This window comes from Aeromicrobium sp. (assembly GCF_047607065.1).
Lineage (GTDB): Bacteria > Actinomycetota > Actinomycetes > Propionibacteriales > Nocardioidaceae > Aeromicrobium.
In genome coordinates this window covers 16,279-29,927 of record NZ_JASGDU010000037.1, presented here as the reverse complement: position 1 = coordinate 29,927, position 13,649 = coordinate 16,279, and the positions used below count along the sequence as shown (strand labels likewise).

The 13,649-nt window shown below is 67.2% G+C and carries 12 protein-coding genes; 7 read left to right on the top strand and 5 right to left on the bottom strand.

Going from position 1 to position 13,649, the window contains the following annotated elements; translation table 11 throughout:
* Window positions 1–317: 317 nt before the first annotated feature.
* From QM597_RS05345 to QM597_RS05325, 5 genes are all read left to right on the top strand, one after another.
* Window positions 318–1,301: a carbohydrate kinase family protein gene (locus tag QM597_RS05345; protein ID WP_415003837.1), complete on the top strand. Its 984-nt coding sequence runs from the start codon at window positions 318–320 to the stop codon at window positions 1,299–1,301.
* Between the two features lie 92 nt (window positions 1,302–1,393).
* On the top strand, window positions 1,394–2,260 hold the full coding sequence (gene coxB / locus QM597_RS05340; RefSeq protein WP_415003836.1) for a cytochrome c oxidase subunit II: 867 nt from the start codon (window positions 1,394–1,396) through the stop codon (window positions 2,258–2,260).
* The gene (gene ctaD, locus QM597_RS05335; protein WP_415003835.1) at window positions 2,260–3,999 is read left to right on the top strand and encodes a cytochrome c oxidase subunit I; all 1,740 of its coding nucleotides are present in this window, start codon (window positions 2,260–2,262) and stop codon (window positions 3,997–3,999) included. The genes coxB and ctaD overlap by 1 nt, the downstream gene beginning before the upstream one ends.
* A gap of 6 nt (window positions 4,000–4,005) precedes the next feature.
* Window positions 4,006–4,401 carry a cytochrome c oxidase subunit 4 gene (locus tag QM597_RS05330; RefSeq protein WP_415003834.1) on the top strand — a complete coding sequence of 132 codons (396 nt, stop codon included), beginning with the start codon at window positions 4,006–4,008 and terminating at the stop codon, window positions 4,399–4,401.
* A 22-nt stretch (window positions 4,402–4,423) separates the two neighbouring features.
* Window positions 4,424–5,596, top strand: coding sequence for an Ig-like domain-containing protein (locus QM597_RS05325; protein WP_415003833.1), 1,173 nt, complete (start codon window positions 4,424–4,426; stop codon window positions 5,594–5,596).
* Between the two features lie 435 nt (window positions 5,597–6,031).
* On the opposite strand, the gene QM597_RS05320 is transcribed toward QM597_RS05325, so the two are convergent.
* The 4 genes from QM597_RS05320 to QM597_RS05305 all read right to left on the bottom strand — a co-directional run bounded on the left by QM597_RS05320 (window position 6,032) and on the right by QM597_RS05305 (window position 10,322).
* Window positions 6,032–7,738: a cytochrome b gene (locus tag QM597_RS05320; protein ID WP_415003832.1), complete on the bottom strand. Its 1,707-nt coding sequence runs from the start codon at window positions 7,736–7,738 to the stop codon at window positions 6,032–6,034.
* On the bottom strand, window positions 7,738–8,817 hold the full coding sequence (locus QM597_RS05315) for a Rieske 2Fe-2S domain-containing protein (RefSeq protein ID WP_415003831.1): 1,080 nt from the start codon (window positions 8,815–8,817) through the stop codon (window positions 7,738–7,740). The genes QM597_RS05320 and QM597_RS05315 overlap by 1 nt, the downstream gene beginning before the upstream one ends.
* Window positions 8,814–9,662, bottom strand: coding sequence for a c-type cytochrome (locus QM597_RS05310; protein WP_415003830.1), 849 nt, complete (start codon window positions 9,660–9,662; stop codon window positions 8,814–8,816). The genes QM597_RS05315 and QM597_RS05310 overlap by 4 nt, the downstream gene beginning before the upstream one ends.
* Window positions 9,663–9,743: 81 nt before the next feature.
* Complete coding sequence (locus QM597_RS05305; RefSeq protein ID WP_415003838.1) at window positions 9,744–10,322, bottom strand: cytochrome c oxidase subunit 3; 579 nt, start codon at window positions 10,320–10,322, stop codon at window positions 9,744–9,746.
* 84 nt (window positions 10,323–10,406) lie between these two features.
* On the opposite strand from QM597_RS05305, the gene QM597_RS05300 reads away from it, so the two are divergent.
* Entirely contained in the window at window positions 10,407–10,808 is a 402-nt protein-coding gene (locus QM597_RS05300; protein ID WP_415003829.1) for a hypothetical protein, read from the top strand.
* On the top strand, window positions 10,805–11,842 hold the full coding sequence (trpD, locus tag QM597_RS05295; RefSeq protein ID WP_415003828.1) for an anthranilate phosphoribosyltransferase: 1,038 nt from the start codon (window positions 10,805–10,807) through the stop codon (window positions 11,840–11,842). Before QM597_RS05300 ends, trpD begins: the two co-directional genes overlap by 4 nt.
* A gap of 135 nt (window positions 11,843–11,977) precedes the next feature.
* Here trpD and QM597_RS05290 read toward each other — a convergent pair whose 3' ends face one another.
* Window positions 11,978–13,642: a DEDD exonuclease domain-containing protein gene (locus tag QM597_RS05290; protein ID WP_415003827.1), complete on the bottom strand. Its 1,665-nt coding sequence runs from the start codon at window positions 13,640–13,642 to the stop codon at window positions 11,978–11,980.
* Between the last annotated feature and the right edge of the window lie 7 nt (window positions 13,643–13,649).

The window sequence follows — 13,649 nt, the reverse complement described above, 5'->3', positions numbered from 1 at the left end:
GTTCGCCCTTCGAGGCTCGCTCGTTCCTCGCTCGCACCTCAGGGACCCGGTTGCCCCCGGTCGTTGAGGTGCGAGGCCGCCCGCGGCCGAGCCTCGAAACGACCACACCACCCGCGGTAGGCCCCTTCGCCCTTCGAGGCTCGCTCGTTCCTCGCAGCACCTCAGGGACCCGGTTGCCCCGGGGTCGTTGAGGTGTGAGGCCGCCCGCAGCCGAGCCTCGAAACGACCACACGCGGCACCTCAGGGACCGAGGTCGCCTATCCGCGCGTGCTCGACGCACGAGAGACATGTCAGTGAGAGGTCCTAGGATCGTCGGCATGCACCTCGCCATCGCCGGGTCGGTCGCCGCCGATCACCTACAGACCTTCGCGGGTCAATTCTCCGACTCCCTGGTGCCCGACCAACTCGACAAGCTCTCGGTCTCTTTCCTGGTCGCCGACCTCGACATCCGTCGCGGCGGATGCGCCGGCAATATCGCCTTCGCGCTGGCCAACCTCGGTCAGCGGCCGACACTGGTGGCTGCGGTCGGTAAGGACTTCGTCGAGCAGGGCTACCAAGCATGGCTGGAAAACGCGGGCGTCGATTGCTCTTCCGTCCACGTCTCCGAGACGCTGCACACCGCGCTGTGCACCATCACCACGGACGAAGCCCATGCGCAGGTCGTTACCTTCTATCCCGGTGCCATGTCCGAGGCCCGCTTCATCGACGTGGCCGCCCTCCACGCTGACAGGCCCATCGACCTGCTGCTGATCGGCCCGGACGATCCCGACGCGATGCTGCGCCACACGCAGACCGCGCGCGAGATCGGCCTGCCGTTCGTGGCCGACCCGTCGCAGCAGCTCGCCTGGGCCGACGGCGACCTCATCCGCCAGCTCATCGAGGGTGCGGCCTACCTGTTCACCAATGATTACGAGGCGGCCTTGGTCGAGCAGAAGACCGGCTGGAGCGCCGAGGAGGTCAAGGCCGCCGTGGGCGTGCAGGTCATCACTCGCGGCAAGGACGGCGTGACGGTCATCGACGCAGACGGCACCCGTATCGAGGTCCCCGCGCTCGCGGGCGTCGAGGCCGCCGACCCCACGGGCGTCGGCGACAGCTTCCGTGGCGGCTTCCTCGCCGGACTCGCCGCCGGACTCGACCTACAGACCTGTGCGCAGATCGGTTGCACCATCGCCGCGAGCGTTGTCGAGACCACCGGTACGCAGGAGTACACGCTGGAGCGCGAGACCTTCCTGGCCCGCTTCGCGGCGGCCTACGGCGCCGAAGCCGGTGAGCGTGTTGCCCAGGCTCTCGCCGTGTCGTAGCAAGGTCCCCCTTACCTAGGACAGAGGCCTTCCCTGGAGTAGGGTGCATCTGTCAATCGCGTGACGGTCTCTCGAAGCAGAAAGGCGCCCCGGTGGGTCGGTTGAAGTTGGCGGTTATCGCCCTCGTGGCAGTCGCATTGAGCGGTTGCTCTCCCGTTGACGACTCGGATATCAAGCGTCTTGCGCTTCCGGTCGCCGGCAGTGACCGCACCGATGAGGTGTGGAACGTCTGGCTGGGTGCCTGGATCGCCTGCCTGGTGGTCTTCCTGCTGGTCTTTGGCCTCATGGTCTGGTGCATGGTCCGCTACCGGCGTCGCAGCGACGACGAGGTCCCGGCGCAGGTGCGCTACAACCTGCCGATCGAGGCGCTGTACACCTTCGCCCCGGTCATCATCGTGGCGGTGTTCTTCTTCCACACCGTCACGGCACAGAACGCGATCCTCGAGGATGTCGACCACCCCGACCACACCATCGAAGTCGTCGGCTCGAAGTGGCAGTGGGCCTTCAACTACCTCGACGAGGAGTCGACAGGCGGCGAAGACGTCTACGCCTTCGGTACCCCGGACCATCCGGCCGAGTTGGTCCTCCCTGTCGATGAGAGCATCCGTTTCGAGTTGAAGTCGCCCGATGTCATTCACTCGTTCTGGATCCCCGAGTTCTACTTCAAGATGGACGTCGTTCCGGGCAAGGTGAACCACTTCGACGTGACCCCGACGGAGACCACCACCGACTACGACGGCATCGGATCGGACGATCCGCAGGACTACTACGTCGGTCGTTGCGCCGAACTCTGCGGCCTGTACCACTCGCGCATGATCTTCCGGGTGTACGTGGTCTCCCCGGAGGACTACCAGGCCTATCTCACCTCGCTGCAGGACAAGGGCCAGATCGGCCGTCCCGACGGCGCCGCCGAAGCCGACACGATTGCCGGTCTGGACACCGAAGGAGCCGAGCACTGATGGCTACCACTACTGCCGCCTTCGACGCGGGCGATGCGCACGTCGCTCACGTTCCGGCAGGCCGCACGCTGGCGCAGCGGGTTGTGACCTGCCTGACGACGACCGATCACAAGGTCATCGGCAACATGTACATGGTCACGTCGTTCACGTTCTTCCTGATCGGCGGCGTCATGGCGCTGGTGATGCGCGCTGAGTTGGCCCGGCCCGGCACCACCTTCGTCGACGACGAGACCTTCAACCAGTTGTTTACGATGCACGGCACCGTGATGCTGCTGATGTTCGCGACGGCGCTGTTCTTCGGCTTCGCCAACGCGATCATGCCCCTGCAGATCGGTGCGCCGGACGTGGCGTTCCCACGCTTGAACATGTTCAGTTACTGGCTGTACCTGTTCGGTTCGCTCATCGCGCTGTCGGGCTTCTTCACCCCCAGCGGCGCGGCCAGTTTCGGCTGGTTCGCCTATGCCCCGCTGTCGGACGGCGTGAACTCGCCGGGCGTCGGCGGCGACCTGTGGGTCATGGGCCTGTACATGTCGGGTGTCGGCACCATCTTGGGTGCGGTCAACTTCGCCACGACGATCTTCTGCATGCGCGCCCCGGGCATGACGATGTTCCGCATGCCGATCTTCGTGTGGAACACCCTCATCACCAGCCTGCTGGTGCTCATCGCCTTCCCGATCTTCGGCGCGGCGCTGCTGGCTCTCGGTGCAGACCGCATGTTCGGTGCGCACGTCTTCGACGCCGCCAACGGTGGACCGATCATGTGGCAGCACCTGTTCTGGTTCTTCGGTCACCCCGAGGTCTACATCATCGCGCTGCCGTTCTTCGGCATCGTCTCGGAGATCTTCCCGGTCTTCGCCCGTAAGCCGATCTTCGGCTACGTCGGGCTGGTCGGTGCGACGCTGATGATCGCGGCGCTGTCGGTCGCGGTGTGGGCGCACCACATGTACGTGACCGGCTCGGTCGACCTGGCGTTCTTCAGCTTTATGACCTTCCTCATCGCGGTGCCTACCGGCGTGAAGTTCTTCAACTGGATCGGCACGCTCTGGGGCGGAAGCCTGTCCTTCGACACGCCGCTGATCTGGTCGCTGGGCTTCCTGACGACCTTCCTCTTCGGCGGCCTGACCGGCGTCATCTTGGCCTCCCCGGCGCTGGACTTCCAGTTGTCGGACTCCTACTTCGTCGTGGCGCACTTCCACTACGTCGTCTTCGGCACGGTCGTTTTCGCGATGTTCGCGGGCTTCTACTTCTGGTGGCCCAAACTCACCGGTCGCATGCTCGACGAGAAGCTGGGCAAGATCCACTTCTGGCTGCTGTTCATCGGCTTCCACCTGACGTTCCTCGTACAGCACTGGCTGGGCATCGAGGGTATGCCGCGTCGCTACATCGACTACGCGCCGAGCGACGGCTTCACGACGCTCAACGAGATCTCGACTATCGGTGCCTTCCTGCTCGGCTCGTCGATGATCCCGTTCTTCTACAACATCTGGAAGTCGCGCAAGTCCGAGCCGGTCGGCCTGGACGACCCGTGGGGCTGGGGCCGCTCGCTGGAGTGGGCCACGAGTTCCCCGCCGCCTCGCCACAACTTCCTCTCGCTGCCGCGGATCCGGTCCGAAAGTCCCGCCTTCGATCTGCACCATCCCGAGATCGCCTCGCTGGAGTTGCACGACAACCCGGGCGAGACGCAGACCATCGCCGACGCCCCGAACGTCGAGGGCAAGCCGGGCACAAAGGAGTCCTGAGCGAATATGAAGGCCGAACTCTGGACCATCGTCTCCTGCGCGGTGTTCTTTGCCCTGATCGCGCCGATCTACTGGGTGCTGACCAGTGACCCGACCGGCTCGGTGGCACTCGTGATGACCACGCTGCTGTGTGTGCTCATCAGCTTCTACCTCGCCGTCGTAGCCCGGCAGATCCCGCCGCGTCCAGAAGACCTGCCCGATGCGGAGATCCTCGACGGTGCCGGCGAGCTGGGCTTCTTCCCGGCGTCGAGTTGGTGGCCGCTGTGGGCGGCGCTGGCTTTCGCCACAGTGGTCCTGGGTGTCGTCTTCGGCTGGTGGCTGTTCATCATCGGTGCGGGCCTCGGTGCCATCGCCGTGGTCGGCTGGGTATTCGAGTTCTACCGCGGCATTCATCGTCACTGACGTTCTCGCGTAGAATGGGCGGGTGAATAAGTTCGCCTGCCTGTGCCTGGCACTGCTGTTGTCCCTGGTCACTGCCTGCTCCGGTAGTGGTGGCGGTGGATCGAAGTCCGACGTCGCCGATCCGGCTGCGCTGACGATCAATGTCGACGACGGAGCCGTCGATGTCGACGTGGCCACGCTGGCCTCAGTCGAGGTCGAACACGGCACACTCGACGAGGTGACACTGACCGCAGGCGACGGTTCCACGATCAGCGGTGAGATCGCCGACGGGGTGTGGACGGCGTCGGCGCGTCTGGAGCCGGCGACGTCGTACATCCTTGTGGCGAAGGCAACCGGCGACGACGGTAAGTCGGTCGAGGAGACACGGGCGTTCACCGCGATGGCCGTCGCGGAGGATCAGCAGATTTATCCTTCGGTGGCTCCGCTCGCGGGGGAGACCGTTGGCGTGGGTATGCCCGTAGTCGTCCTCTTCGATCATCCGGTCACCGACCGTGCGGCCTTTGAGCAGCACATGCACGTGGCCAGCACGCCGGAGCAGAACGGCAGCTGGTACTGGCTTTCCGACAGTGAGGCCCATTGGCGCCCGGAGGTGTACTGGCAGGCCGGCACGACCGTTCAGGTGCAGTTGGATCTCAACAGCGTCCCGGCCGGCGATGGGCGTTACGGCCAAGAGAGCCGTACCATCGACTTTTCGGTCGGCAGCGCGAACATCTACACCGTTGACATCGCTGGCCATACGATGACCGTCGAGCGCGACGGTCAGCTGGTCAAGACCTTGCCGGTTACCACAGGGGACTCGACGCATCAGACGCGAGTCGGCACCAAGATCATCATGGAGAAGAGTCCCAGCGTCGACATGGATGCTGCCACCACGGGCGTCGACAGCGAAGATCCGGGCTACTACCGAGTCGAGGGAGTCAAGTGGGCAATGCGGCTGACCAATTCGGGGGAGTTCATCCACGCCGCGCCGTGGTCGGTTGCTTCGCAGGGTAACGCCAACGTGAGCCACGGGTGTACCGGTATGAGCACGGAGAATGCCGGGTGGCTGTACGGCCAGGCGCTGCGCGGTGACGTGGTGACCTTCATCAACGGGACACGTCAGTTGGAGGCCCACAACGGCTGGACCGACTGGAACGTCTCCTGGGAGGAATACCAGAAGGGTTCGGCGCTGTACGAGGCCGCTCCCGCCGCCTGAGGGGGGCCTTGGAGGGTCATCCGCTGGCGCGGTACGGACAAGGAGCCCTTAGCCGGCCCTCGTGGTACCGGAGCGGACCGAGTCTGAGGGGACGCCACCGGGACCCGGCCCCTGAGGTGCGAGCGCAGCGAGCCTCGAAGGGCACAGCACCACAGCTCATTTCGAGGCTCCGCTCGTTCCTCGCTCCGCGCCTCAATGAGCGGTGTCGCCTCTATTCTCAAGCGTATCCAGAGGAAGCACGCGGAGAGGGAGACCCGTGCCCCTCAGGTGCGAGCGCAGCGAGCCTCGAAGGGACCACCGCATCTGGCTTCGAGGCTCGTTCGCACCTCAGCCAGCGGCCTATCTGCGCACGCTCTTAGCGTGACAAACAACGAGGCCCCGGCTTCTCCCGTGAGGGGAGGGCCGGGGCCTCATTTGCGGCCGAGGTGTTGCGGCTCAGTGCACCTTCGGGACACCCGCGTCGGAGACGCCCTGGAAGTCCTCGCCATGCTCGTTGGGGTGACCGTCGAAGTGCGACAGGTGCTCTTCTGCGTGATGCACCTCGGACGCGGTGGGCTTGTCGAGAACGCCGCCTCCGTAGTAGAGCTTGCGCAACTTCGCCCGGACCTTTGCGCGCAGCCCCTTCGGCGCGGCGACACCATTAGCGTCCACCAATTCGGGGGCCTCGATGGCCGGCACGCGCTCACGGGCCGTGAGCGCGTACTGCTGGCCCACCGGCAGGGGAGCGTGACGCTCGCTGTAGCCGCCCGAAGGCGACCGCTCGATGACACCGGTCTCGTAGCCGTGCAGCACGAGATCGTGGTCGCGGTACTGCAAGCCGATGCAGATGCGCTTGGTGATGAGGAACGCGATGACCGGGAAGAGGAAGAACCCGAAGCGGAAGATCCAGGTCAAGACGAACACGTCGAGGTGGAACTTCGTGGCAATGATGTCGTTGCCGCCGGCCATGAGGCCCACCAGGTAGGCGGTGATGCCGGCGACGCCGAGCGCGGTACGGGCGGGGGCGTCACGCGGGCGCTCCAGGAGATGATGCTCACGGTCGTCACCGGTGATCCAGCGCTCCAGGAAAGGCCAGATCGCCAGCGAAGTGAACAGCAGGCCCAGGCCGCCCATACCTGGGATGAAGATGTTCCAGCTGAACGTCCAGCCGAACAGGTTCCACTCCCAGTTGGGCATGATGCGCACCAAGCCCTCGGAGAAGCCCATGTACCAGTCCGGCTGCGAACCTGCCGTGACCTCCGACGGGTTGTACGGGCCGTACGCCCACACCGGGTTGATCTGGATGAGCGCCGCGAACAGGGCGGTGAAGCCGAACACGACGAAGAAGAAGCCGCCAGCCTTGGCCGCGTACACCGGCAGCATGGGGTAGCCGACGACGTTGTCGTTGGTGCGTCCGGGGCCGGCCCATTGCGTGTGCTTGTGATACACGAGCAGCAGCATGTGCGCCGCGATGAGGCCCAGGATCAGCGCCGGGACCAGCAGGATGTGCGCCATGTACAGGCGGGGGATGATGACCTCGCCGGGGAACTCGCCGCCGAAGAGGAAGAACTCGATGTACGAGCCGACGAACGGCACCGACCTGATCAGGCCGTCGACGAAGCGCAGGCCCGTGCCCGAGAGCAGGTCGTCGGGCAGCGAGTAGCCGGCGAAGCCCTCGACCATGCCGAGCACCAGCAGGCCGATACCGATCAGCCAGTTGATCTCACGCGGCTTGCGATACGCGCCGGTGAAGAACACGCGCATCATGTGGATCATCATCGCCGCGACGAACAGCGCCGCCGCCCAGTGGTGGATCTGCCGCATGAGCAGGCCGCCGCGGATGTCGAAGGAGATGTCGAGGGTCGAGGCGTAGGCCTGGGACATCTCGATGCCCTTGAGCGGCTCGTAGGAGCCGTCGTAGACCGTCTCGGCCATGCTCGGCTGGAACCACAGGGTCAAGAAGGTGCCCGAGATGAGCAGGACGACGAAACTCCACAGCGCGATCTCGCCGAGCATGAACGACCAGTGCTCGGGGAAGATCTTGCGCATGTTCTTGCGCGCGATGCCGGCCAGGCCGAGGCGGTCGTCGAGCCAGCCGACCGGACCGGCGGCCTTCTTGCCGAGCTTGGTGTCCTGGATGTCGGTGTAGGTGTCCGTCGTCATCACTTCTCACCCCGGCCGTTCTTCTCGTCGAGCTTCTTCTGGTCGCGTGCCAACTCGGGGTAACTCGGGGTCACGATGTCGAGGAAGTCGCTCATGGCGATGATGTAGCCCTCTTCGTCGAGGCCGAGTGGCAACTGGGGGAGCGGACGGTACGCCGGGCCGAAGACGACCTTGCCATTGTCGGCCAGGTCGAAGGTCGACTGGTGGCAGGGACACAGCAGGTGGTGCGTCTGCTGCTCCCACAGGGAGATCGGGCAGCCGACGTGGGTGCAGATCTTCGAGTAGCACAAGATGCCGTCGATGCCCCAGTTCTCCTTGCCCTTCTCCGGGGTGATGTCCTCGGGACGCATGCGCACGACGATCACGGCAGCCTTGGCCTTAGCGGCGAGCAGCTCGTGGCCGTGGACCTCGGCGTGCTCTTCACCCTCGGCGGGGAAGAACGCGGCGGGCTCGGCGTTGACCAGCTGGCCGACCTCCAGGTCCGACGGCTTCATCGGCAGGCCGGAGATGTCGTTGACGACGCGCATGCCCTTGCGCCACACGGTCTGGGTGTGGCCGTGGGGGAGCGGGCCGAGGTCACGCAGCAAGAAGACGCCGGGCAGAGCCAGCGCCCCCACGGCACCGAGCAGCGAGTTACGGATCAGCGGGCGGCGGCCGATCTGCGACTCCTTGATGCCGGCGTTGAGGTCGGCCAGGACTGCGGCGCGGTCATCCTCGGAGGAAGCCGCCGGGTGGCGAAGTTCGACCATCTCGTGATCGGACATGATCTTCTTGGCCCACTGGATGATGCCGATGCCGATGAGCAGCAGTGCACCGCCGAGGGTTGCGCCGAGTGCGAAGTTCTGCGCCGACCAACCCAGGAAGGTCTGGTCGAAGTCGACGACGACGTAGGCGACACAGAAGCCGACGGCCAGCAGCGCCGCCGCAGCGAACATCAGCGAGATCTGGCGCTCGGTGCGCCGGGCCTGCGCCTCGTCGACATCGGTGACCCGGTAGGCGTGCTCGGGCAGGCCCGGATCGGCGATGGGCTCGGCGACTGCGGGGGTCGCGTCGCCGCCGTGGTGATCGAGTTCGCTCACTGCTGCGTTCCCTTCGGCTTCTTGGTCGAACGGGTGCCGTGCGCCGCGATCCAGATCGCGAAGCCGACGAGGAGGCCGATGCCGAAGACCCAGATGAACAGGCCGTCGGCCACCGGGCCGATGCCGCCGCCGCCCATGCCGCCGTAGTTCGGCTGCTCCTGGACCGCCTTGATGTAGGCGATTACGGCGCGCTTGTCCTCGGGGGTGATGACGTCGTCGGAGAAGACCGGCATCTGCTGCGGGCCGGTCTGCATGGCCTCGAAGATGTGCTTGGCGCTGACGCCCTCCAGCGTGGGGGCGAAGCGGCCGCCGGGCAGGGCACCACCGGCACCGACGGAGTTGTGGCAGGCCGTGCAGTTGGTGCGGAAGAACTCACCGCCGAGGCTGATCTCCTCGGCCGAGGCGCTCTCATAGTCGAGGTATTCCTCCTCGGGAATGGACGGGCCGGGTGCCAGCGAGGCGATATACGCCGCAAGCTGGCTGATCTCCTCGTCGGTGTACTCGACGGCCTTGCGCGGCGCTTGCGGCGAGGTCTGGCCCATCGGCATGCGGCCGGTGCCGACTTGGAAGTCGACCGCCGCGGCACCGACGCCGATCAGCGACGGGCCGTAGTTGCCGCCGCCGTCGGACACGACGCCCTCGGCGTTCTGGCCGTGGCAGCTAGCGCAGCCGATCACGAACAACTGGCGGCCGGCCTCGACGTCCTCCAACGACGAGGAGGTCTCTTCGGCCGTCGCGCCCTTGGGGGCGAAGGCCAGGTAAAGGACGGCGGCGACCCCGAGCGCCCCGAGGATCACAAAGACGCCGGCCAGGGGGTGCCGTCGCCAAGTCGACAAGGTGCGCACCGGGTACCTCAATTCCGTTGTTGTGAACGTCGACAGAGTATCCGCGCGCGTACGCGGGTTATTGACTTAGGTGAGCCTTGCTCAGCGCAGGAGATAGATGGACGCGAAGAGGGCCACCCAGACGACGTCGACGAAGTGCCAGTAGTACGACACGACGATGGCGCTGATGGCTTGTTCGTGGGTGAACTTGCGGGTCACGAAGGTGCGTCCGATGACCAGGAGGAACGCTAGGAGACCGGCGACGACGTGCATGCCGTGGAAGCCGGTGGCGAGGTAGAAGAGGCTGCCGTAGGCCGACGAGGACAGCGTCACGCCGTGGTGTACCAGCTCGGCGTACTCGGTGGCCTGGCCGCCGATGAACACCGCGCCCATGAGGAACGACAGGACGAACCATTCGCGCATGCCCCACTGGCCGATGTTGAGCAGCGAGCCACTGCGTCCGGCCTTGCCGCGGGCCGCCGCGAACACGCCGAACTGACAGGTGACCGAACTCAGCACGAGGACCGTCGTGTTCGCCGCAGCGAACGGCACGTTGAGTTTCTCGGTCTGGATCGCCCACAGTTCGGGGGTCACGTTGCGGACCGTGAAGTACGCCGCGAACAGGGCCGCGAAGAACAGCAGGTCGCTGGACAGCCAGATGATCGTGCCGACCGTCACCATGGACGGGCGGCCCTCCTGGCCGTGGAGTCGGGAAGCGGGAATCGCAGAGGTAGTCGCCACGGGGTCATTATGTACGATTCGCTGGTGCGAAGTGACCGCCCCCTGCGTGTCCTTGTCTACGGCGACGACCGCGACGTTCGAGCCGCCGTGATCGGTGCCCTCGGCGAGCGGCCCCACCCCGATCTCCCGCCGCTGGAATTCAAGGAGACGGCGACCGAACCGATGGTGCTGCGGACGCTCGAGGCGGCCGGAGCGGTCGATCTGGTCATCCTGGACGGCGAGGCGGTTCCCGTCGGCGGCCTGGGCCTGGCCCGGCAGATCAAGGACGAGATCTTCCACGCGCCCCCGGTCGTCGTGGTGACCGGCCGCCCTCAGGACGCCTGGCTCGCACACTGGTCGCGCGCCGATGCCGTCGCCTCCCATCCGATCGATCCGTTGACGTTCGCCGAGACCGTCATCGCTGTCCTGCAGGAGTTGGTTCGATGAGCACCGCCTGGCCCGATGTCCTCGCTGCGCTGACCGCGCGGCACGACCTGGACGCCGAGGCCGTCCACTGGGCGATGGGCGAGATCCTCGACGGCAAGGCGCTGCCGGCGCAGATCGCGGCCTTCGCGGTGGGTCTGCGGACCAAGGGCGAGACCCGCGTCGAGCTGCTGGCCCTGGCCGATCAGATGCTCGCCTCGGCGATCCCGGTGAGCGTGCCGGACCGGGTGCTCGACATCGTCGGCACCGGCGGTGACCGCGCCAACACGGTCAACATCTCCTCGATGTCGGCGGTGGTGGCCGCTGGCGCGGGCATCGGCGTCGTCAAGCACGGCAACCGGTCGGCGTCGAGCACCACCGGGTCGGCCGACGTGCTGGAGGCGCTGGGCGTGCGCCTGGACGTGCCCGCTGACCGGATCGCCGAGGTCTACGCGCGGGCCGGCATCACCTTCTGCTTCGCGCGGGCCTTCCACCCGTCGTTTCGGCATGTGGGGCCGACGCGCGCCGAGCTGGGCATCCCGACGATCTTCAACTTCCTCGGTCCGCTGACGAACCCTGCGCAGCCGCAGGCTCTGGCCATCGGCTGTGCGGACGCCCGCATGGCGCCGCTCATGGCCGGCGTGCTCGCCGAGCGCGGCAACGACGCGCTGGTGTTCCGCGGTGACGACGGACTCGACGAGCTGACCATCACGACGACCTCGCGGGTGTGGGTGGTCGCAGGCGGTCAGGTGAGCGAGGAGAGCCTGAACCCCGCCGATCTCGGCCTGGCACCGGCACCGCCGGAGGCGCTGGTCGGCGGTGAGGTCGCCCATAACGCGGAGGTGTTCGTCCGCGTGCTCGACGGGGAGAGGGGGCCGGTGCGCGACGCGGTGCTGTTGAACGCCGGCGCCGGCATCGCCGCCCATGCCGCCGAGTCCGGATCGCTGACTGAACGGTTGGCGGCCGGCATCGAGCGCGCCCGCGCGTCCATCGACTCCGGTGCCGCGCGTGACGTCCTGGCCCGCTGGGCCGCCGCGACCGCCGAGGAAGCACCGTGATGACCGCCATCGTCTTCATCTCGGCCGCCTTCAATCCCGGCTTCTGAGCGCGCGGGTTCGGGTGCCTCTGGTCTCTTGAGGTGCGTAGGCCGCTCGCGGCTCAGGGACCGACCTCACCTAACTGACGGGGACCTCTCAGACGGTCAGGTGGCGTTGGGCATTGGCGATCCGGCAACGCCAGGTGCCACGGACCAGGCGGACCTCCGGCGTGGTGAGCCAGCGGCGAATCGTCTCGACCTCCTCGACGGAGCAGGCCGGGGCGGGGCCGGCACCGGGCCGGACCGTCTCGGCACCGGTGAGCAGCTGGTCGAGCCACGGCTCGTAGGCCCGGCCGCGCGGAAGGACACCGGCGGCGGCCAGCCGTCCGTGCCGGATGACGTGCATGTGCCAGCCGTCCGGGTGCGGGGCGGCCGCGACGATTTCGGCCTCGTCGCTGACCTCGCGCAGGCGCTGAGTGCGAGCGATGCCGCGGAGCGCGGCGGCCAGCCGGTCCCGGGTCACGGCGGCGTCCTCGAAGCGCTCGGCCCGCGACAGCTCGGTCATGCGCGCGGTCAGCACCCGCACCACCTCGGCCGGATCGCCGGTGATCGCGGCCCGCAGCCGTTCGATCTCGGCGGCGTAGTCACTGGCGCTCACCGATTGGTCGCACGGCGACAGGCAGCGGCCCATCTCGGCCAGCGCGCACGGCGAGGACCGGGGAGCGCGGCCCAGCCGCTGCGTACACCGGCGGATGCGGAAGGTCTCGTGGAGCGCATCGAGGGCGGCGAGCGCGTCTGTGCGGCCGCGGAAGGGACCGATGTGGTCGGTCTCGGCGGTGACCTTGCTCACGACCGACAGCCGTGGCCACGGCTCGGCGGTGAGCCGGATCCAGGTGGTGCGCTCGGGGAACTTCGAGCGGCGGTTGTACGGCGGCCGGTGGGCCGCGATGAGCCGCAGCTCGCGCACCTGGGCCTCCAGGGCTGTGGCGCAGGGAACGGCCTCGACCCGCTCGGCCAGGGCGATCATCTCGCCCATGCGGCTGCGGGTCTCGGCCCGCGTGAAATAGGAGCGAACCCGCGAGCGCAGGTCGCGCGAGGTGCCGACGTACAGCACCTCGCCCTGCCGGTCGCGGAACAGGTACACGCCCGGCCCGTTCGGCACGCGGTCGGCGAGATGGCGTTTGCGGCGCTGCTCGGCCGAGACCGCCTGGGTGAACTCGCGCGCCTCCTCCAGCGAGTGCACCCCGAACGACCCCAGCCGGCCGATCAGGTGGTGCAGTACGTCGACGGTGGCCCTGGCGTCGTCGAGTGCCCGGTGGTTCGGGGTGGTAGCGGCCCCGACATGCGCGGCCAAGGTGGCGAGCTTGACGTTGCGGACCTCCTCCTTGAGCAGCACCCGCCGCGCCAGGACCGCCGTGTCGAGCACGTCGAAGCGAGGCCAGGGGATCTGCAGTTCGCCGGCGGCATGGCGCAGGAAACCGGTGTCGAACGGGGCATTGTGCGCGACCAGCACGGTCCCACGGGCGAACTCCAGGAAGCTCGGCAGCACCTCGGCGATCTGAGGAGCCGGGGCGACCATGGCATCGGTGATGCCGGTCAGCACGGTGATGAACGCCGGGATGCGCTCGTCGGGGTTGACCAGCGTCTGGAACTCGCCGACCACCTCGCCCCCGCGCACCTTGACCGCGCCGACCTCGGTGATGCGCGACCCGGCCGCAGGGGAGGCACCGGTAGTCTCGAGGTCGACGACGCAGAAGGTGACGTCGGCGAGCGGCCGCCCGAGATCGTCCAGGCTCTCTTGCCGCCAGGCGTCAGTGGTCATGGCGGGC

Coding starts and splice junctions, on each gene's coding strand:
- QM597_RS05320 (WP_415003832.1), bottom strand. CDS start 7,738: ATGACGACGGACACCTACACCGACATCCAGGACACCAAGCTCGGCAAG.
- QM597_RS05290 (WP_415003827.1), bottom strand. CDS start 13,642: ATGACCACTGACGCCTGGCGGCAAGAGAGCCTGGACGATCTCGGGCGG.
- QM597_RS05345 (WP_415003837.1), top strand. CDS start 318: ATGCACCTCGCCATCGCCGGGTCGGTCGCCGCCGATCACCTACAGACC.
- QM597_RS05330 (WP_415003834.1), top strand. CDS start 4,006: ATGAAGGCCGAACTCTGGACCATCGTCTCCTGCGCGGTGTTCTTTGCC.
- trpD (WP_415003828.1), top strand. CDS start 10,805: ATGAGCACCGCCTGGCCCGATGTCCTCGCTGCGCTGACCGCGCGGCAC.
- QM597_RS05305 (WP_415003838.1), bottom strand. CDS start 10,322: ATGGTGACGGTCGGCACGATCATCTGGCTGTCCAGCGACCTGCTGTTC.
- ctaD (WP_415003835.1), top strand. CDS start 2,260: ATGGCTACCACTACTGCCGCCTTCGACGCGGGCGATGCGCACGTCGCT.